13 protein-coding genes are annotated in these 21,051 nt (G+C 71.4%); 9 read left to right on the forward strand and 4 right to left on the reverse strand.

The features are described from left to right. The first annotated feature begins 224 nt into the window (after positions 1-224). Entirely contained in the window at positions 225-2,084 is a 1,860-nt protein-coding gene (locus K7G61_RS31640) for an arabinofuranosidase catalytic domain-containing protein (RefSeq protein ID WP_308190763.1), read from the forward strand. Positions 2,085-2,317: 233 nt separating this feature from the next. Next, on the forward strand, positions 2,318-3,754 hold the full coding sequence (locus tag K7G61_RS31650) for a condensation domain-containing protein (RefSeq protein WP_225850505.1): 1,437 nt from the start codon (positions 2,318-2,320) through the stop codon (positions 3,752-3,754). 59 nt (positions 3,755-3,813) lie between these two features. Here K7G61_RS31650 and K7G61_RS31655 read toward each other — a convergent pair whose 3' ends face one another. Further along, on the reverse strand, positions 3,814-5,187 hold the full coding sequence (locus tag K7G61_RS31655; RefSeq protein WP_225850506.1) for an FAD-dependent oxidoreductase: 1,374 nt from the start codon (positions 5,185-5,187) through the stop codon (positions 3,814-3,816). Between the two features lie 118 nt (positions 5,188-5,305). Here K7G61_RS31655 and K7G61_RS31660 point away from each other — a divergent pair, with 118 nt between their 5' ends. Further along, entirely contained in the window at positions 5,306-6,226 is a 921-nt protein-coding gene (locus K7G61_RS31660; protein WP_225850507.1) for an AraC family transcriptional regulator, read from the forward strand. Between the two features lie 139 nt (positions 6,227-6,365). Here K7G61_RS31660 and K7G61_RS31665 read toward each other — a convergent pair whose 3' ends face one another. Continuing rightward, positions 6,366-7,919 carry a xylan 1,4-beta-xylosidase gene (locus K7G61_RS31665; protein ID WP_225850508.1) on the reverse strand — a complete coding sequence of 518 codons (1,554 nt, stop codon included), beginning with the start codon at positions 7,917-7,919 and terminating at the stop codon, positions 6,366-6,368. Positions 7,920-8,264: 345 nt separating this feature from the next. Between K7G61_RS31665 and K7G61_RS31670 the strand changes: the two genes are divergently transcribed. The 5 genes from K7G61_RS31670 (at position 8,265) to K7G61_RS31690 (ending at position 15,099) form a co-directional block, all read left to right on the forward strand. After that, the gene (locus K7G61_RS31670) at positions 8,265-9,563 is read left to right on the forward strand and encodes an ABC transporter substrate-binding protein (protein WP_225850509.1); all 1,299 of its coding nucleotides are present in this window, start codon (positions 8,265-8,267) and stop codon (positions 9,561-9,563) included. Between the two features lie 10 nt (positions 9,564-9,573). Beyond that, the gene (locus tag K7G61_RS31675) at positions 9,574-10,596 is read left to right on the forward strand and encodes a carbohydrate ABC transporter permease (protein WP_225850510.1); all 1,023 of its coding nucleotides are present in this window, start codon (positions 9,574-9,576) and stop codon (positions 10,594-10,596) included. After that, on the forward strand, positions 10,596-11,498 hold the full coding sequence (locus tag K7G61_RS31680; RefSeq protein ID WP_225850511.1) for a carbohydrate ABC transporter permease: 903 nt from the start codon (positions 10,596-10,598) through the stop codon (positions 11,496-11,498). The genes K7G61_RS31675 and K7G61_RS31680 overlap by 1 nt, the downstream gene beginning before the upstream one ends. Before the next feature lie 134 nt (positions 11,499-11,632). Continuing rightward, on the forward strand, positions 11,633-13,132 hold the full coding sequence (locus K7G61_RS31685; protein WP_225850512.1) for an alpha-N-arabinofuranosidase: 1,500 nt from the start codon (positions 11,633-11,635) through the stop codon (positions 13,130-13,132). A 209-nt stretch (positions 13,133-13,341) separates the two neighbouring features. Next, a complete protein-coding gene (locus tag K7G61_RS31690) occupies positions 13,342-15,099 on the forward strand; it encodes a CocE/NonD family hydrolase (RefSeq protein WP_225850513.1) in 1,758 nt (585 codons plus the stop codon). A gap of 48 nt (positions 15,100-15,147) precedes the next feature. Here the strand turns inward: K7G61_RS31690 and K7G61_RS31695 are convergent, their stop codons facing one another. Beyond that, on the reverse strand, positions 15,148-16,155 hold the full coding sequence (locus tag K7G61_RS31695; protein WP_308190764.1) for a LacI family DNA-binding transcriptional regulator: 1,008 nt from the start codon (positions 16,153-16,155) through the stop codon (positions 15,148-15,150). A 286-nt stretch (positions 16,156-16,441) separates the two neighbouring features. On the opposite strand from K7G61_RS31695, the gene K7G61_RS31700 reads away from it, so the two are divergent. Next, on the forward strand, positions 16,442-18,868 hold the full coding sequence (locus K7G61_RS31700) for a SpoIIE family protein phosphatase (protein WP_225850515.1): 2,427 nt from the start codon (positions 16,442-16,444) through the stop codon (positions 18,866-18,868). A 184-nt stretch (positions 18,869-19,052) separates the two neighbouring features. Here K7G61_RS31700 and K7G61_RS31705 read toward each other — a convergent pair whose 3' ends face one another. Beyond that, a complete protein-coding gene (locus tag K7G61_RS31705; protein ID WP_225850516.1) occupies positions 19,053-20,795 on the reverse strand; it encodes a ricin-type beta-trefoil lectin domain protein in 1,743 nt (580 codons plus the stop codon). Positions 20,796-21,051 lie beyond the last annotated feature (256 nt).

Raw genomic sequence — 21,051 nt, forward strand, 5'->3', positions numbered from 1 at the left:
GGGCGGGGCGATCGCGCCCGGAACCGTGTGCCGGCGGCCGTGCCGGCGCCGCCGGCACTCGGTTCCGGACGGGGTCCGCCGCGCCCGGTCCGGCCAGGAGCGGACGCGCGGTTCTCCGGCTGAACCACCAGCAGCCGCCCGCCGGTCCGGTGTCCCGGCGGGCGGACCTGCCCACACGCGCTTCAACGCGAGCACCACAACCCCGCGACCGAAGGAGAACACTCATGCATGACCGTACGTATCCCTCGTCCGCCGGCCTGCGCCGGGTCAGACCGCTCGCCGTGCTCCTCCTGGTCCTGGCGATGGCGGCGGCCGTGTTCGGCGGCCGGGCCGCCGCGAGCGGCCCCGCCACGAACACGGCCGCCGCCCACCCCGCGGCCGCGGCGGCTTCCTCGTTGCCCTGCGACATCTACGCGGCGGGGGGCACGCCCTGCATCGCGGCGCACTCCACGACCCGCGCGCTGTTCGCGGCGTACAGCGGGCCGCTGTACCAGGTCCAGCGCTCCTCCGACCACAGCTACAAGGACATCGGCCTGCTGTCGGCGGGCGGTTACGCGGACGGGGCCTCGCAGGTCTCGTTCTGCTCGGGCACCACGTGCACGATCACCAAGATCTACGACCAGACCAGCAAGCACAACGACCTGCCGATCTCCTCGGGCGGTCTGTGGAAGGGCCCCGGTCCCAACGGGTCGGACATCGGCGCCAACGCCTCGGCGCTGCCCATCACCGCGGCCGGTCACCAGGTCTACGGCGTGAAGGTGACCTCGGGCGTCGGCTACCGGGTCGACCACGCCGCCGGAGCGCCCACCGGTTCGCAGCCCGAGGGCATCTACATGGTGACCTCGTCCAACCTCACCAATCAGTGGTGCTGCTTCGACTACGGCAGCGGTGAGAACTCGCACACCGACACCGGCAACGCCACCATGAACGCCATCTACTGGGGCAACGCCTGCTGGTTCGGCGGCTGCGTCGGCACCGGCCCCTGGGTCGAGGCCGACCTGGAGAACGGCATGTACCACACCGGCACCGGCTCCAACAAGGACCCCAACAACCAGGGCGTCCACTACCCGTTCGTCAGCGCCTGGGAGAAGAACAACGGGACGAGCAACTTCACGCTGAAGTACGGCAACGCCGCCAGCGGGAGTCTGACCACGACCTACTCCGGTGCGCTGCCCAAGGGATACTCGCCGATGAAGACCGACAGCTCGCTGCTGCTGGGCACCGGCGGCGACAACAGCAACTCCGACCAGGGCGAGTTCTTCGAGGGCGCCATCACCGCCGGCTACCCCACCGACGCCACCGAGAACGCCGTGCAGGCCGCGATCACCGCCGCCGGCTACGGCTCGACCACCGGCCCCAACACGATCTCGGTGACCAACCCCGGCACCCAGAGCGCGACCACGGGCACCGCGATCGCCGGCCTCCAGATCCAGGCCACCGACTCGGCCTCCGGCCAGACCCTGACCTACTCGGCCAGCGGACTGCCCGCGGGCCTGTCGATCAGCTCCTCCGGCCAGATCACCGGCACCCCGACGACCGCGGGAACCTACTCGGTGATCGTGACCGCCACCGACTCCACAGGGGCGACGGGCACCGCGTCGTTCACCTGGAACGTCAGCGGGAGCACGACGACAGGTGGCACGACGACCGGGGGTACCACCACTGGCGGTACGACTACCGGGGGTACCACCACCGGGGGTACCACCACCGGGGGTACGACCACCGGCGGCACCACGACCGGAGGCACGACCACCGGGGGCACGGGCGGCGGCACCTGCCACGTCGCCTACACCAGGACCAGTGAGTGGCCGGGGGGCTTCACGGCCGACGTCACCGTCAGCAACACCGGCACCGCCGCCGTCAACGGCTGGTCCGTCGGGTTCTCGATGCCGGGCGACCAGAAGATCACCAACGGGTGGAACGCCACCGTCACCCAGTCGGGCCAGGCCGTCACCGCCGTGAACATGAGCTACAACAGCACCATCGCCGCGGGCGGCAGCACCTCCTTCGGGTTCCAGGGCACCTTCACCTCGAACGACGCCTCGCCCACCGCGTTCACGCTCAACGGCGCCGCGTGCAGCTGATGCACCAAGGCGCCCGCACGACCGGTGTGCCCGAAGTACCTGACCCGGGCACCGGACCGGTGCGGTAACCGGGCGCGGAGACCGGCAACGGCCTCCGCGCCCGGCCGCTTGCCCGCGCGCCCGGGCTCCTTCCGCCGGGACGCCCGCCCGCGCGATAATCGGCAGCCACCCCGGCGACGCGCGCCGGGACCGGGGGCGGCGCCGGCCGCGGACGAGGCATGGAGGCGCCAGCGATGAACGCCAGCGACGCGGGCCGCGCGTACCCGATCCGCTTACCCGGCGAAGGCGAGGGCCACCGGCTGCCCGGCCCCGCCGAGCGCGTGGCCGTCGCCTTCGAGGGCCCGGACGCGGGTGTCGAGCAGTTGACCTGGGGCCAGTGGTCCATCTGGGAGGCGATGTCGCGCCACGGCTCCTGGATGCCGCTGGGCGGTTCGAAGCCCCTGGAGGCCGGCGTGTCCCTCCGCGACGTCGCGGAGGAGCTGCGGTACCTGATGACCCGGTACCCGTCGATGCGCACCCGGCTGCGGTTCGACTCCGGGCCCGAGCCCGCGCAGGAGCTCTTCGGGTCGGGCGAGATCCACCTGGAGGTCCACGACGCCGACGACGGTACGAAGCCCGGCGCATTGGCTGCCGCCGTCGAGGCGCACTACAAGCACGCGCCCCTCGACCTCGCCGGCGACTGGCCGGTCCGCATGGCCGTGATCCGGCGGCACGGCGAGCTCACGCACATGGTCGCCGTCATGTGCCACCTGGTGACCGACGCCGCCGGCGCCCGGGTGATGCTGCGCGAGGTGGCGGCCAGGACCACCGCGCCGCCCGTGGGCACGCAGCAGCTGGAGCAGGCCCGCTGGCAGCGCTCCGCCGGCCGGCGCCACGACGACCGGGCGCTGCGTTACCACGAGAAGCTGCTGACCTCGATCGCGCCGCGCCGTCCCTCCGGCTCGGCGGACCCGCGCACTCCGCGGTACTGGAGCGCGGAACTGCGCTCCCGGGCGCTGCGGCCCGCGGCCCAGGCCGTCGCGCGGCGCACCGGAGCCACGGCGTCCACCGTCCTGCTGACCCTGTACGCGGTCGCGCTCGCGCGTGTCACGGGCGTCCACCCGGTGGTGGTGCGGCCCCTGGTGGGCAACCGCTTCCGCCCGGGACTCGCGGACGTGGTGTGCATGCTCTCGCAACTGGGCCTGTGCGTACTCGACGTGGCCGACGCCACGGTCGACGAGGCGGTGGCCCGCACGCAGCGCGCCGCGCTGAGCGCGTACAAGTACGGGTACTACGACCCGCGGCGGCTCGCGGCACTGGTCGACCGGATCGCACGGGAACGCGGCCCCGGCTTCGACATCAGTTGCGTGTTCAATGACCGCCGCGACGAATCCCCCGGCGACCCGGCGGGCGACCCGGCGGGCGACCCGCTCACCGGGGACCGGTTGCGCGCCGCGCGCGACGGCAGCGAGTTCCGCTGGGCCGGCACGACCGACAGGCCGTCCGAGCGCCTGTTCCTGACCGTCGAGGAGGAACCGGAGGGCATCGTCCTCGGCTTCGCCGCGGACACGCACCACTTCCCCCCGGGCCGGTTCGAGACGCTGCTGCGGGACATCGAGGACCTCGCCGTCGAGGCCGCCCTCGACCCCGCGGCGCCCACGGGTGTGACGCCGTCCGGCCGCGGGGCCTGAGCCGCTCCCGCGGCGCGTTCCCCGGCGGACGGGCCCGCACCGACGGGCCGCCCTGCGGCTCAGCGGAGGCCGGCCAGCACCTCGTTGAAGGCCTCCGTGGAGCTGGGGTGGGTCCATATGGAGTCGCGCAGCGTGCTCGCGCTCGTGCCGCCGCGCATCGCCAGCGCCACGGTGTTCACCAGTTCCTGCGCGTCCACCCCGAGGATCGCCGCGCCGAGGATCGCGTCGGTCTCCGCGTCCACCACGAACTTCATCATGCCCCGGGTCTCGCCGACGATCTTCGGGCGGGGCACCGCCATCATGTCCGCGACCGCCTTGGCGGCCACGCGCACCGGCCGGCCGGCCGCGCGCGCCTCGGTCTCCGTCAGGCCCACCCGGGCAAGGGGCGGAGTCATGAAGAGCGTGTACGGGACCGCCACCCGGTCGGCCGTGGACCGCTTCCCCGTACCGCTGAGCTGATCGGCCACGATCCGGTAGTCGTCGAGGGAGATGTACGTGAACTGGGGTCCGCCGTTGACGTCGCCGACCGCGAAGATGTGCGGGCGGCTGGTGCGCAGGTGCTCGTCCACCTCGACGGCCCCGCGCGCGGTGGTGCGCACGCCCGCGGCCTCCAGCCGCAGCCCGTCCGTGTTCGGCGCGCGTCCGGTGGCGGCGAGGACCGCGTCCGCCGTGACGGTGGCCGCGACACCGTCGTGCTCGTAGTGCACGACGGCCCCCTCGCCGGTGTCCTCGACACGGGTGGCGCGGGCCGAGGTGACGAAGGTGATGCCCTCGTCCTCCAGGATGCCGCGCACGGCCCGGGCGACGTCGTCGTCCTCGCGCGGCAGGACGCGCGCGGTGCTCTCCAGGACGGTGATCTCGGTTCCGTAGCGGCGCAGCATCGCCGCGAACTCCAGCCCCTGGTAGCCGGCGCCGAGGACGGTGAGCCGGCGCGGCAGGTCCGGCGAGGCGATGAGTTCAGTGCCGGTGACCAGGTGCGCGCTGTCGCGCAGGCCGGGGATCTCCGGGACCACGGTCCTGGCACCCGTGTTGATCACGACGGTGTCCGCGGTGATCTCCAGCCGGTCGGCGCCGGCCACGACCTCCACCCGGTGGTCGTCCAGGAAGGCGGCGGTGCCGGTCACCACGGTCACGGAGTCGAGGGTGTCGAGCATACGGAAGTTGTTGTCACGCATGCCGGAGGTCAGCGCCGCGGTCGACGCCACGGACTCGGCGTACCACGCGCGCGGATCCGCGCCGTCCGGCCGGGCGGAGGCCCGGTGGATGAGCGCCTTGGTGGGGACGCAGCCGATGTTGATGCAGGTGCCGCCGTACATCGCGGCGGACTGCTCCACCATCACCACGCGCCGCCCCGCACGGCCCATGGCCGCCGCGAGGGTCTTGCCCCCCTTGCCGAAGCCGATCACCAGCAGTTCCGCGTGCATTGATTCCATACGGCCATGATCCCCGCGACCGGCCGAGACTCCAAGGCGGAAAAGGATCAGTTATCGTCGAGATGGGCTCACGGGCCCGGGCTTGGGCCCGGGGCACGCGGGCGGGGAGGAGAGGGCCGTGGACGCGATCAGCACGCTCATCCGTATGGCCCGCCTGGAGGCCGGGGTGGACGTGCGCTGCCTGCTGGCGGGCGGCCACGTCCTGGACAACCCGCCCAGTCCGCCGGGCGAGGTGCCGTTCCACGTCCTGCTGGCCGGCCACTGCGTCGTGCGGATCGGCGAGCGGGCCGTGGACCTGCGCGCGGGCGACGTGCTCGTACTGCCGAGCGCCGGGCGGCACAGCGTGCGGGTGCACGCGGACGCGCCCGCGGTGCCCGCCGAGCGGCACGAGGGCGCGTCGGTGGCCACGCTGCGCAGTCCGTCCGCTCCGGACGTGGACCTCTTCTGCGGCCGCTTCGCCTACCGGCCCGGCGCCGGGGAACTGCTGTTCGCCGGGCTGCCCGACGTCCTGCACGCGTCCTTCGGCACCGGCGCCGGATCGCCGTTGCGCCTGCTGGGGGAGCTGATGCGCAACGAGGCGGCGCTGGACGGCCCCGGAGCCGGAGCGCTGCTGGCCTCGCTCTGCGAGGCGCTGCTGGCACTCGTCCTGCGCGGCGACGGCGGCGGCTCACCGGCCGGGTCCGCTCCCGTGTGGACCGGGGCCGTCGACCCCGGCCTGCGGGCGGTCATCGACGCCGTCGTCCGCGAACCGGGGGAGCGGTGGACGATCGCCCGCCTGGCCGAGGTCGCCGGCGTCTCGCGCGCCACCCTGGTCCGCCACTTCTCCGCGGCCACCGGCATGGGAGTCGCCGACTTCCTCACCCGGACCCGGATGACGGTGGCGGCCGACCTGCTGAGCACCACCCGGCGCAGCCTGGAGGACATCGCCGACAGTGTCGGCTACCGCTCGCCCTCCGCCTTCGGGCGGGCGTTCAGGACCGTCACCGGCACCACTCCCGCCAGTTGGCGGCGCGCCGCGGCGACCACGCCAGGACGGTGAGCGGCCGGCCGGCCGCCGATCGCCGACCGCGGGCCGCGGGCCGGGAGGACGACAGCACGGACGCCGATGACGACTCGGCCGACCGGCTCTCCGCCGGGGTGGCGCGAGCCGGCGTCCGGGTGGGCGGCCACGGCGCTCACTACTGGTGCAGGGCGTCGTCGGCGTCGTCGGAGACCTCGACGCCCAGGCCGAACAGCCGCTCCTCGCTCCACCACTGCGGTGTCTCGTCGACCACCGCGGTCAGCTCCAGCAGCGTCACCTCGTTGCGGCCGAGGACCAGGTCCACGTCGGCGCGCCCACCGGCGACCGGCACGCTCCGGTGCGAACGGCCGGGTTCCGCGGCCTCGCGCAGGGCGTCGAGCAGGCGGTCGCCGGGCGCCGCCGGCCGCCCCATCTCGCACCACGCGGCCCAGCAGTTCCCGGCGTCCTCGCTCACCCAGCGGCGGCGCGCGAAGGCGGTGCCGTCCGCCCCCGGGGCGCCGACGGGCAGGGACAGCCGCACGGTGTGGCCGTCGACCGGCTCGCCGCCGGCCGGGTCGGCCGGCGCCCAGGCCAGCACGGTGACGCGCCCGTCGCCGTGCCGCGTCACCAGGTGGTCCTCGCCCTTGGCGAGCACCTGCTCGCCCATGCCGGCCATGAAGGCGTACAGGTGGTACGTCGGCTTCTTGATCTGACGGTGCGTCAGCAGGCCGAAGCCACCGTGGAACAGCGTGGTGGGGATGCCCACCTCCTCGAAGACGTCGCTGAACGTCCAGTACGAGAAGGAGTCCGCGACGTCGCCGCCGTTCGCCAGCACCGGCGCGAGGTACGCCGCGTGGAACGCGGTGTCGTGGATCTGGTTGTCCGGCCGGTAGGAGGAGTTGAACTCGGTGATGTGGACCGGCAGCTCCGCGAGCCGCGTGCCCGCCAGCTCCCGCCGCGGGGCGGCGAACTGCTCCAGCAGCGCCGATGCCGGCCTGAGCGTCTGGTGTGTGCCGAACGGCACGTCCTGGACCGGGCCGGAGGAGTAGGCGTGCCGGCTCACGAAGTCGATCGGCAGGTCACGGGCCTCGACGAACTCGGCGAAGCGCTGGATCCACCCCTCCTTGTAACCGGGCGCCAGCGAGGGGCCCCCGACCTGGAGCTGCGCGTCGACCTCCTTGACGGCCAGCGAGGTCACCTCGTACAGGCGGTGGTACGCGTCCTGGCCGGCGGACCAGAACGGACGCAGGTTGGGCTCGTTCCACACCTCGATCGGCCACCGGCGCACCTGCTCGACGCCGTAGCGGTCGATCAGGTGCTTGATGACGGCGCGGACGAGGTCCGCCCACTCCTTCTCGTCGTGCGGCGGAGTGATGTTGCCCTTCCACCAGAACACGGTGTCGTCGCCGGAGGCGAGCCCGGACGGCATGAAGCCGAGTTCGAGGAAGGGCGCGATGCCCAACTCCAGGTAGGCGTCAACCACTTGGTCGACATACGTGAAGGAGTGCCGCACGCGCCGCTCGCCGGCGTACTCGTACGGCCGGTGGATGCCCATCGCGTCGCTGAGCAGGCCGTGCCCGCGGATGTACCGGAAGCCTATCTCCCGCTGCACGAGGCCGAGCGAGTCCTGGTAGTCACGCCGCAGCGCGAGGTCGAGCCGGCCGGTGCCGACGCATTGGCGCCAGGCGTCGGAGAGGCGGGCTGTCGACTGTTCGGGAACGACGATCCGCATGGTGGCGGTTCCTTTGCTGCGGTGCGGGGTGCGGGGTGCGGGGTGCGGGGTGTGCGTGCGACGTGGTGCGCGTGCGGCTCGCCGGGGGCGGCGGGTGGATCAGGCGCGCTCTCGCTTGACGTGCTGCGCACCCTAGGGAGCGGGGCAAATCGGTGTCAAGGTGCCGGGCGCACCGCCTCCCGGCCCTCCGATCCTGTCAGTAACGATTGCGCATCTTGCGAAAACTTTGGGGTTGCCACCTGTTCATTTTCGGCTGTAGACATTGCCACAGCTTCGCCGATGGCCATTAAGTTGCGCAAATTATCCCCCGTTGGTTCACTCATGACAGATCAGGGAGTTTCCACGATGACGAGGAAAACTCGCAGCGCGACGGCTGTCGCGATCGGCCTGGGCATCGCGCTCGCCGCCACTGCCTGTGCCGGCGGCGGCAGCGACAACAGCAGCAAGGGTTCGTCCGGCGGGAAGGTCTCGTTCACCTTCTGGGAGAACGCGTCGCCCGGGCCCGGCGCGGACTACATGAAGGCCGCCGTGAAGGCGTACGAGGCGCTGCACCCGAACGTCACCATCAAGATGCAGTACGTCCAGAACGAGGACTTCGACGGCAAGCTGCAGACCGCGCTCAACTCGAACTCCGCGCCGGACGTCTTCCTGCAGCGCGGCGGCGGCAAGATGCAGGCCATGGTCGACGCCGGCCAGCTCCAGCCGCTGACCCTCACCGCCGCCGACCAGACGAACATCGGCACGGCGGCTCTCGCCAGCGACACCATCGACGGCAAGGTCTACGCGATCCCGCTCGACACGCAGCCCGAGGGCATCTACTACAGCAAGGACCTGTTCCAGAGGGCCGGCATCACCTCGACGCCGACGACGATGGACGAGCTCCAGGCCGATGTCGCGAAGCTGAAGGCGATCAACGTGGCGCCGATCGCGGTCGGTGCCAAGGACGCCTGGCCGGCCGCCCACTGGTACTACAACTTCGCCCTGCGCGAGTGCAGCCAGGACACCATGATGGGGACCGTCAAGTCGCTCAAGTTCGACGATCCGTGCTGGACCAAGGCCGGCGACGACCTGGCTTCCTTCCTGAAGGTCAGCCCCTTCCAGAAGGGCTTCCTGACCACCCCGGCGCAGCAGGGCGCCGGATCGTCGGCCGGTCTGCTCGCGAACCACAAGGCGGCCATGGAGCTCATGGGCAACTGGGATCCGGGAGTGATCGAGAGCCTGACCCCGAACCAGAAGCCGCTCCCCGACCTCGGCTGGTTCCCCTTCCCCGCCGTGGCCGGCGGCCAGGGCGACCCGAGCGCCATGATGGGCGGCAGCGGCGGGTACTCGCTGTCCAAGAACGCGCCCAAGGAGGCCTTCGGGTTCCTGGAGTTCCTCGTCACCAAGGACCAGCAGGAGGCCTACGCCAAGGGGTTCGTCACGATCCCGGTGAACAAGGCCGCCCAGGGAATCGTCACCGAGCCGTACAACATCTCGGCGCTGCAGGCGTTCAACAAGGCCGCCTACACCATGCAGTTCCTCGACACCGAGTATGGCCAGAACGTCGGCAACGCCATGAACACCGCCGTGGTGAACCTGATGGCGGGCAAGGGCTCCGCCGCCGACGTCGCCAAGGACACCAACGCCGCCGCGGCGAAGGGCTGAGTAGGCAGACATGAGCGACACCCTGGGCACTGACGCGGCCACCGGCCGCCAGTCGCAGGGCACGCCTGGAGTCGGGGACGCGGCCAACCCCGCGTCCCCGACTCCGCCGCGAGCGGCCGCCCGCCGCCGCGGCCGTGCCATGATGCGACTCGAGATCGCGGTCATGTCAGGACCGGCGATCATCATGTTCCTGGCGTTCGTGATCTTCCCGGTCGCGCTCGCCGCCTACTACGGCTTCTACCGGTGGCACGGCTACGGGGCCCCCACGGACTGGGTCGGCCTGAACAACTACAAGCTGATCCTCACCGACCCCGCGTTCCAGCAGGTCCTGCGGCACAACGCCCTGATCATGGTGCTCTCACTGCTCATTCAGGGCCCGCTGGCGATCGTCCTCGCGCTCCTGCTCAACCAGAAGATCCGCGGCCGCTCGCTCATCCGCGTCCTGATCTTCGTGCCCTACGTCATCTCCGAGGTCATCGTCGGCACCGGCTGGAGCCTCATGGCCCAGAGCAACGGCGCCATCAACGACCTGCTGCGGCACATCGGCCTGGGCTCCCTGCGGGCCGACTGGCTCGCCAACCCCAAGCTGGCCATCTGGACACTGATGGTCATCATCTCGTGGAAGTACATCGGCTTCGCGGTCATCCTGATGCTCGCCGGCCTGCAGTCGATCCCCGAGGAACTCTTCGAGGCCGCCCGGATCGACGGGGCCTCCTACTGGCAGATCCAGCGCCGCATCACGCTGCCGCTGCTGGGGCCGACCATCCGTATCTGGGCGTTCCTGTCGATCATCGGCTCGCTGCAGCTGTTCGACCTCGTCTACATCATCTGGGGCCAGTACGTCTCGGGCACCGCGGGCACCTCGACCATGGCGATCTACATGGTCTCCCAGGGCCGCGACGCGGGCAACTACGGCTACGGCAGCGCCGTCGCGGTCGTGATGTTCCTGATCTCGCTCATCGTCGCGCTGATCTACCAGCGCTTCGTCCTGCGCCGTGACCTCAAGGGCGCAGTCACCGAAGGAGCCGCCTGATGAGCGCGACGAGCGCCAACTCCTGGTTGTCCTCCGGCGCGGACCCGGACGCGCCCGCCGGCCGCCGCAACCCCCGCGACAGGCCGGAGAAGTGGGGCAATCCCGTCACCTACTTCATCGCGCTGCTCTTCGTAGCGGTCTGCGTCGCGCCGGTGCTGTACATCGTGATCGGCGGATTCCGCACCAACTCGCAGATCACCACGAACCCGGCCGCCCTGCCGCACCCCTGGGTGACCACCAACTACGCCGGCATCCTGAAGTCGACGACGTTCTGGGGCGAGTTCGCCAACTCGGTCATCGTCGCGCTGGCGAGCACCGTCGGCATCGTCGTCCTCAGCCTGATGGTCAGCTTCGTGATCGCGCGCTACGACTTCAAGCTCAAGGGCGCGATGTACTCCCTGTTCGCGGCCGGCCTGATGTTCCCCCTGGTCATCGCGATCACTCCGCTCTACATCGTGATCAAGGACCTCGGCCTGATCGACAACCTGCTCGGCGTGATCCTCCCGCAGATCGCCTTCGGCCTGCCGACGACCGTCATCATCCTGGTGCCGTTCCTCAGGGCCATCCCGAACGAGATCGAGGAGGCCGCCGCCATCGACGGTTCGAGCCGGCTCGGATTCTTCTTCCGCATGGTGGTGCCGCTGTCGCTGCCCGGTGTGGTGACCGTCGGCATCCTCGCGTTCATCGGGAGCTGGAACAACTACGTACTGCCGCTCTACATCCTCAACTCGCAGGCGAACTACACCCTGCCGCTCGGCGTCCAGGCGTTCTCCTCCCAGTACTCCTCGGACACCGCGAAGGTGCTCGCGTTCACCTCGCTGGCCATGCTGCCCGCCCTCGTCTTCTTCTCGATCTTCCAGAAGCGGATCGTCGGCGGCCTCACCGGCGCATTGAAAGGCTGAAACCGGCGGCGGATCCGCACCCTCCCGCCTCACTCCTGCCCTTGCCGCTCCCCCGGCAGGGGCAGGCCGCTGACCGGCGGTACCGCCCGGCCCGCGGCGCGTCCCGCGCCGTCCCACAGACAAGGACCACTGAATTGCCCCGCGCCCACATCGAGCTCGACCGGCAGGCCGTGATCGCTCCCGTCCGACGCCGCACCTTCGGTTCGTTCGTCGAGCACCTCGGCCGCTGCGTCTACACCGGGCTCTACGAGCCGGAGCACCCGAGCGCGAACGACGACGGGTTCCGCATGGACGTCGTCGAACTCGTCAGGGAGCTCGGCAGCACGACCGTCCGCTACCCGGGCGGCAACTTCGTCTCCGGCTACCGCTGGGAGGACTCGGTCGGCCCGCGCGACAAGCGCCCGGTGCGCCGCGACCTCGCCTGGCACTCGCTCGAATCGAACCAGGTCGGCCTCGACGAGTTCGCCAAGTGGCTGACGCTCACCGGCTCCGAGCTGATGCTGGCGGTCAACGTCGCCACGCGGGGCATCCTGCCCGCCCTTGACCTCCTGGAGTACGCCAACCACCCCTCGGGCACGACGCTGTCGGACATGCGCGTCGCCAACGGCACACCGGAGCCGCACAACGTGCGCATGTGGTGCCTCGGCAACGAGATGGACGGACCGTGGCAGACCGGCTTCATGACGGCCGACGACTACGGCAAGATCGCCGCCCGCACCGCCGCCGCGATGAAGACGGCCGACAAGGACCTCGAACTCGTCGTCTGCGGCTCCTCCGGTACCGCCATGCGGACATTCGGCGACTGGGAACGCGTCGTCCTCGAACACACCTACGACTACGTCGACTACATCGCCTGCCACGCGTACTACCAGGAGCACGACGGCGATCTCGGCTCCTTCCTCGCCTCGGCCCTCGACATGGACTACTTCATCGACAGCGTCGTCGCGACGGCCGACCACGTCGGGTACAAGAAGCGCTCCAACAAGAAGATCAACATCTCCTTCGACGAGTGGAACGTCTGGTACCTCAAGGAGCACCAGGAGTCCCAGCAGGTCGGCGAGGAGTGGAGCCACGCGCCCCGGCAGCTGGAGGACGTCTACTCGGTGGCGGACGCCGTCGTCGTAGGCAACCTGCTGATGACGCTCCTCAAGCACAGCGACCGCGTCACCTCCGCGTCCCTCGCCCAGCTCGTCAACGTGATCGCACCGATCATGACCGAGCCCGGCGGCCCGGCCTGGCGGCAGACGACCTTCTACCCGTTCTCGATCACCAGCCGGCTCGCCTCGGGCGAGGTGATCCGGCCCGTGATCGAGGCGCCGGCCTACTCGACCGCGCGCCACGGCGAGGCGTCCGTCATCGACGCCGTCGCGACCGCCGACACGGACCGGGCCGCGGTGTTCCTGGTCAACCGCGACCTGAACGAGGCCGCGCAGGTCACGATCGACGTGCGGGGCCTCGGTTCGTCACGCGTGACCGAGGCGGTCACCCTCGCCGACCCCGACGTGTACGCGAAGAACACGCTCGCCGAGCAGAACCGGGTGACCCCGACCGCGAACAAGAGCGCGGCACTCGCCGACGGCGTGCTCACCGTCGAACTGCCGCCGGTGTCGTGGACGGCGATCGCCCTGCGCTGAGCGGCGGCACGAAGCAGGACCCGCGCCGCGGCGAAGTCCGGCCGCGGCGCGGGACCAGCCGGCGGCGACGCGCCGGAACCTCCCCGAACGAGGGCGGACGCCGGCGAACCCGAGGCCACGGGGAAGCGGCCCGGAACCGGCCCGGGACCGACCTGGAACCGCCCGGGACCGACCTGGAACCAGCCCCCTGGAAGCGACATGGGACGGGCATGAATCGAGACGAACCGGCGCAGCATCCGCCGAACCCGGTCGCCGAGCGCCGCGAGGTGATGTGCGCGCTGCGCGACGGAACTCGGCTGCGTACCGTTCTGCTGGTGCCGCACGGGAGCGGACCGTGGCCGGCCCTGCTCACCCGGCACCCCTATGACGTGACCGGTGACGAGGACGCCGGCCTGCTCGACGTGCGGCGGCTGGTTGCCGCCGGATACCTTGTCGCGCTCCAGGACGTACGCGGACGCCACGGCTCCGAAGGCGTCTTCGACCCCATCGTGCAGGAGGAAGCCGACGGCGCCGACGCCGTGGCGTGGCTCGCCGCCCTGCCCGAATGCACCGGCAGCGTCGGAATGTGGGGCGCGTCCTACGCTTCGGAAACCCAGTTCAGCGCCCTGCTGGGCGGCGCTCCCGCGCTGCGGGCGATCGCTCCCGCCCTGTCGCCGGCGATGTCGGCCTTCGACGGGTTCCGGTTCCGCGGCGGGGTGCCGGAGATCGGAAGCACCCTCGCGTGGTCGCACTACGCCATCGCCCCGGACCTGATGACGCGCATCGGCTCCGCCGCCGAACGGGAGGCCGAGCGGAAGCGGTGGGAGGCGACCGAGCGGGCGATCGCGAACGGGGACGCGTTCCGGGCCGGAGCCCTGCAGGCGCCGGCCGACGCCGAGGCGATCGTCGTGTGGGGCCTGGACCGGCTGCGGGAACCCTTCGAGTCCGCGCAGCACCGGGCCGGGAAGATCGCCGGGCGGATCGAGGCGATCGATGTCCCGGTCCTCCTCGTCGGCGGATGGTTCGACGTCTTCCTCGGATCGACCCTGGAGATCTACCGGCGTCTGCTGCGCCGCGCGAAGGACACCGGCGCGCCGGCGCCCCGTCTCCTTGTCGGCCCCTGGTCGCACGACAACATGTCGGGCCGGACGGCGGGCGTGGACTTCGGGCCGGGCTCGTCCGTCGACGACCTCGGCGGCGGCGTGGACCTCACCGCGTACCACGTGCGCTGGTTCGACGCCGCCCTTCGTGCGGGTGCCGCGGACACGCCGCCGGTCCGCGTGTTCGTGACGGGCTCGAACCGGTGGGTGACGTCGGACGAGTTCCCCCCGCCCGGCACGCGGACGCTCCCGCTGTACCTGAGCGCCGGCGGGTCCCTCACGGCGGGCCCGCCCGAGCCCGGCGAGCGGCGCCTGATCAGCGATCCGGCGTCCCCGGTCCCGACGCGCGGCGGCGCGGTACTCCTCTTCGCGCCGTACGAGTCGGGGCCCGCCGACCAGGCGCCGGTCGAGCGGCGGCAGGACGTGGTGTCGTGGCGCACCGAGCCGCTCGGCGAGGAGCTCACGGTCATGGGCCCGGTCGGCGCCGTCGTCCACCTCACGACCACGGGAACGGACGCCGATGTGGTCGTACGCCTGTGCGACGAGCATCCGGACGGGCGCAGCCTTGTCGTCGCCGACGGCGTGCAGCGAGGATCGGCGCGGCTCGTCGACCCCGTCACGGGCCGCGGCGCGAGGCGACCGGTCGAGCCGGGCCGGAACCAGGAGTTCGCCGTGGACCTCTGGTCGACGGCGCACACGTTCCTGCCGGGCCACCGGGTGCGCGTCGACATCGCACCGAGCTCCTCGCCCCGCTGGGACATCGGCCGGAACGTCTTCGAGCCGGCCGGGGGGAGCGCGGAGCCCACCGTGGCGCATTGCACGGTCCGCCACGGCCCCGCCCACCCGAGCCGCCTCGTCCTGCGGGTGGTGGCGACACAGCAGCGCTGAAACGGCGGCGTGGACCGAGCGGGACGTGCCCGCGCGCGTCGTCGGTGGTTACGCCCCGGCCGCCGAGGCGGGGCCGGTGGAGGCACGCACGACCAGCTCGGTCGCCAGCTCCATGCGGGCGGGCGGGCGGGTGCCGCCGTCCTCGCTCCGGGAGAGCTCGATCAGCAGCTTGACCGCCGTGGCACCCAATTCGGCGCTGGGCTGCCGGACGGTCGTCAGCCCGGGACTGATGTACTGCGCCTCGGGCAGGTCGTCGAAGCCGACGACGCTCACGTCCTCGGGAATGCGCAGGCCCCGGGCCTCCAGCGCGTCGTAGATGCCCAGCGCCATGGAGTCCGTGCACGCGAAGATCCCCGTGATCCCCGAGTCACCGTCGAGCAGGGTGTGCGTGGCGGTCACCGCCTTGGCGCGGTTCCAACCGCCGTAGGCCACGGACACCGTGGCACCTCCGGCGGACGCCGTGTCGGCCGCCGCACGGAAGCCGTCCACGCGCGCCCGGCTGAACAGATGCCGGGCATGGCCCGCGACGACCCCCATCCGCGTGTGCCCGAGGGAGACGAGGTGCTCGGCCGCCATACGGCCGCCGTCCCAGTTCGCCACGCCGATGCTCGCCACCCCCGACGGCGGCGCGCTCATCGGGTCGATCAGCACCACGGGGACGCCCGCGGCGGACAGCGCGTTGAACTGCCGCGAGGCCGGGTCGACCAGCGTCCCGATGGTGCCGACGGTGCGCCTTCGCAGGACCCGCGACACCCAGTCGGTGTCCGGCTCGGCGAGGGTCAGCACGACGTCGAGCCCGGCCGCCGCGGCCTCCCGGCCGACCCCGGCGATCACCAGGTTCGCCCATGACCCCTCGAGGTGGGTGACGACGAGATCGAGCACATTGGACAAGCCGCTCTCGTCCCGCACGTTCTCGATCTTGGATCCGGCCCTGCGGGTGTAGCCGACGGCCTGCACGGCTTCCATGACCTTCGCGCGCGTCTCGGCCGAGACGTCGGTTCCGCCGCGCAGCACCTTGGACACGGTGGGCACGCTCGTACCAGCGGTTTTGGCCACCAGTGACAGGGTCGGGCGCGATCCGGCGGGTCGGGGGGACATGTGGACAGGTTATCCGGCGAGGACGCCTTCCGGGACGGCGGGGCGGCGGCCGCGGCGGCTGACGGACCGCCAGGACCGCGCGGGTCCGGCCGGCCGCCGCCACCGGTATCCGCGGGGGAGAGGGGCCGGCGGCCGACATGCCGGATTGCCGGTTGCAGGGGGGTGTACCGCAGCGGAATGCTAAGGTCATGGCCGCCTTGTTGCTCACACGCGCGGCGCCGGCAGGAATGAGGTACGAGCCCCCATGGACGATGAGCCCGTCGCCACAGGAGATGCGAAGGGCGGAGCGGTCTCCACGGACTTCAGGATCGTGGTCGACGCCCATGGTGGGATCGTGGCCTGGAGCGCCGCCGTCGAGGGAGTGCTCGGCTACAAGGCGCACGAACTGCTGCGTGTGAGCGCTGACAATCTCTTCGCCGCGGAGCTGCCCGCCTCCGCCCGCGGGCACATGTCCGCCGGCCTGCCGTGGACGAGCCAGGTGGTGCTGCGGCACCGGGACGGGTACCGGGTCGCCGGGCATCTGCAGGGAACGCCGCTGGCCCACCCGACCGGGGAGAGCCACTGGCTCCTGAGCGGGGCGGCGGCGACGTACTCGGCCGGTCCGAGCGACGCGGCCGCCGCGCGATTGTGGGACATGACCCTGGCGCAGCTGCCCCTGCCCGTGGCCGTCTACGACAGCGACGCGCGGTTCGTGACGTGCAACCAGGCCATGAGCATCGCCATGGGCATGCCTCCGGAGGAGATGCGGGGCCTGACCGTGTCGGAGATCCAGGCCTCCCACACCGAGATCGACCGCCTGCAGCGGCAAGTCATCAGCACCGGTGAGGCAATTTACCGCGAGCAGGAACCCAGCCGGGCGACCGGCGAGGTCCGCGATCACGCCTGGTCGATCTTCATGTCGCCGCTGAAGGACGGGGCAGGCACGGTGCAGGGCATGTCGGCCCTGGTGGTCGACACGACCGAACAGTACTGGGCCCGGCGCCGCCTGGCGGTCCTCAACGACGCCGGCGTGCGTATCGGCAGCACGCTGGACGTGTCGAAGACCGCCGAGGAACTCGCCGAGGTGGCGGTCGGAGGGTTCGCGGACTTCGTGACCGTGGACCTGCTGGAGTCCGTCGCGCAGGGCGACGAGCCGAATCCGGTGTCCCCGGCCGGGCCGGTCGTCTTCCACCGTGCCGCGCAGCGCTCGGTGCTCCCCGGGTGCCCCGAATCGGTCGTGCCGCCCGGCACGGCCGATGTGTACCCCCTGGGCTCCCCGCCGGTCCGGGCGCTGGTCACCGGGCTGGGCACCCGGCACGGCATGGGCGACCCGGCAGTCCGCGAGTGGATGGCGGCATCCCCGGCCCGCGCCGAGAGCATGAGACGGCACGGGGTGCACTCGCTGATGCTGGTGCCGTTACGCGCCCGGGGGGTCACCCTCGGCCTGGTGATCCTCCTGCGGCACCGAACCGACGACGCCTTCGGCCGGGACGACCTGCTGCTCGCCGAGGAGATCGCCGCCAGAGCGGCGGTGAGCATCGACAACGCCCGACGCTACACGCGGGAGCGGCGCACCGCCCTCGCCCTGCAGCGCAGCCTGCTGCCCGAGCGGCTGCCGGCACTGGCGGCCGTGGACCTCGCCGCCCGCTACCTCCCCGCGGGGTCGGGCAGCGAGGTGGGCGGTGACTGGTTCGACGTCATCCCGCTGTCCGGGGCGCGCGTCGCCCTGGTGGTGGGCGACGTTGTGGGACACGGCATCCACGCGTCGGCCACGATGGGCCGGCTGCGGACCGCGGTGCGGACCCTCGCCGACGTCGACCTCGCCCCCGACGAACTGCTCACCCAACTCGACGACCTCGTGCTCCGGCTGGACCGGGAGGAGGGCCCGGACGTCCGGCAGCGGGTGGGAGAGGCCACGGGAGAGGTCGGGGCGACCTGCCTGTACGCCGTGTACGACCCGGTCACCCGCCGCTGCCAGATGGCCAGGGCCGGCCATCCGCCGCCGGCCGTGGTGGACCCCGACGGCACCGCCCGGTTCCTGGACCTGCCCGCCGGCCCGCCGCTGGGGCTGGGCGGCCTGCCCTTCGAAGCGGTCGACGTCGAACTGGCCGAGGGCAGCGTACTGGCCCTGTACACCGACGGCCTGGTCGAGGCCGCGGGCCGGGACATCGACGTCGGCCTCGACCTCCTGCGGGAAGGCCTGCGCGACCCCGCCGACTGCCTGGACGACACCTGCGAGCACGTGATGCGACAGGTGAAACCCGCCCCGGCGGCGGACGACATCGTTCTGCTCCTGGCCCGCAGCCACGCCCTGGACGCCGACCGGGTACGCACCTGGCAACTGCCCTCCGATCCCGCGGGCGTCGCCAGGGCCCGCCGGATGGCGGTGGAACAGGTGGCCGCCTGGGGACTGGACGAGCTCGCCTTCGCCACGGAGCTGATCGTGAGCGAACTGGTCACCAACGCCATCCGCTACGGCCACGCACCCATCCAGCTCCGCCTCATCCGCGCCAACGCGCTCATCTGCGAGGTGTCCGACGCCAACAGCGCCGCCCCGCACCTGCGGCGGGCACGGATCTTCGACGAGGGCGGACGCGGGCTCCTGCTCGTCGCCCAGGTCGCCGAACGCTGGGGCAGCCGGCAGACCGCCACCGGCAAGGCCATCTGGGCCGAGCTCCCGCTGCCGGGCTGAACGGAGCGCCACGGCGCACCGACGGCCGGGCCCGCCCGCACACGTGCGCACGCGTGTGACACGCGGACGACGCGCTCGGCCTGCCGGGGGCGGCAGGCCGAGCGCTCGCCGGGAGCCGGGACGGCGGCTCAGCGCCGACCGGCGGCGGCCGCTGTCGAGCCGGCCACCGTCACGGGGGCCACCGTCACGCCGGCGACCACTTGTAGGTGGCGATGGCGTGGGCGGCCAGTGAGTCGCTGAAGGTCTGGCCCTTCCAGCTCGTGCTGAACGACTGGGCGGAGGTGGACTTGTTGTAGACGACCAGCGCGATCGAGCCGTCGGGGTTCTTGAACGCGACGTCGTCGAGGTTCGCCGAGGTGGTCGACGCGATGCGTACGGCGCCGGGCGTGACGAACTTGCTGAAGTGGCCGACCGAGTAGTACGCGGCGTTGTAGGTCACGTTCCCGGTGCTCTGGTTCACGGTGATCAGCGGGGTGCAGGCTCCGCAGCCGCCGGGGATCACCGGGCCGTTGTTCTGGTCCTGGGCGATGTTCCACATGGTCGCGGCGCGTGACCAGTTGCGGGTGGACTGGATGAAGGTCTCGATCGCGTTCTGCGGGTCGATGCCGTCGGAGCACTCGGTCTCGTAGTTGTCCTTGCCCGGGAAGTCCGTGTGCATCGTCGAGATGGCGGCGAGGTTGCCCGCGTAGCAGTGCCAGGAGGTGCCGGCCAGGTACTTGCTCGCGCCCGCGTCCCTCATCAGCGGCTCCGCGTAGCCGGAGAGCTGGTCGGTGTTGAAGTCGGTGCCGAGCACCTTCGGCGACAGGTTCGCCTGCGCCAGCGCCGGTCCGAGGTTGTTCGCGACGAAGTTCGCCTCGCTCTGCTCGCTGAAGTCCATCCCGGGATAGGCGGTGGCGTACGACGGCTCGTTCTGCGGGGTGATCGCGTAGAACGGGACGCCCTGCGCGGCGTAGGCCTGGAGGAACTTCACGAAGTACTGCGCGAGGGGGCCATAGCTGGAGGAGAGCAGCGTCCCGGTGTGGTTGCTGTTGTTCATCTGGCCGTTGGACTTCATCCAGCCCGGCGGGCTCCACGGGTTGGCCATGAGCTTGACGGCCGGGTTGAGGGCCGCGGCCTGCTTCAGGTCGGGGATGATGTAGTCGAGGTCGTGCGCGATGGAGAAGTTGGCGAGCGTCGGGTCGGGCCGGGTCCACTTCTGGTTGTTCGCGCCGTTGCAGGCCCACAGTTGGACCAGGCTGCCGTTGGCGGTCGCCGCCCCGGAAACGTCGAGGCACAGCCCGGACTGCACGCCCTTGATCGAGCCGTCGATGCCCAGCGTCCACTTCTGGTTGTTCGCGCCGTTGCAGGTGTAGAGGATCACCTTGGTGCCGTTGCTGGTGCCCTGGCCGTTGGCGTCCAGGCACTTGCCGGCGATGCGCAGCTCCGACGCGCTGGTGTACGTGTACTGCTGGTTGGCGTTGCCGGCGGCGCAGTCCCAGATGTACTGCTGCGTGCCGTTCGCGGTGTTGCCGGTGTCGTCAAGGCAGCGACCGGAGCCCACGCCCACGGTCGTGCCGGTGGACGCCGACAGGTTGTCGTCGTACGAGTACGGCTTCGCGGTCGCGGAGAAGTCCGAGGCGCCCATGGGGACCCGCAGCCAGCTGATGCCGATGCCCTGGCTCGGGCTGAACAGCGCGTTCATCACACCCGTGTGCGCGGTGCCGCTCAGCTTGGTGGACAGCAGCCACGCCGAGGTGTCCGTCATCGCGGCGCCGAACCCGTCCATGGTCTGGTACGTCTGCGTGTCGTCGACGCTGATGGTTCCCGAGCCGGACGAGCCCGAGAAGCCCAGGTCGCCCTGCGGCGCCAGATGCTGGCTCAGGTCCGAGGTCGTCAGCCACTTCTGGACCACCTCGTTGGATGCCGAGGCCGGCGACACCGTCAGCATGACCGCGGTGGTTATTCCGAGCGCGCCGACCAAAAGGGCGCGAAGAGTTGATCTTGGCATTCTCGTCAGAGCCTCTCCGTGTGTTTTCAGCGCTCACAACGTGCCGGGCCCCGGCCGGGTGTGCGGCCGGGGTTTCCCAGGTGGTGGATACGGTCGGCGGGTGGGTCAGTTCTGCAGGGTGAGCAGGCCCGGGCGCCAGGGCAGGAGGTTGTAGTCGCCGCCCGCGCTGGGGTTCTTGCCCTGGTAGAGGAACTGC

This window comes from Streptomyces sp. HPF1205, from assembly GCF_020400825.1.
GTDB lineage: Bacteria > Actinomycetota > Actinomycetes > Streptomycetales > Streptomycetaceae > Actinacidiphila.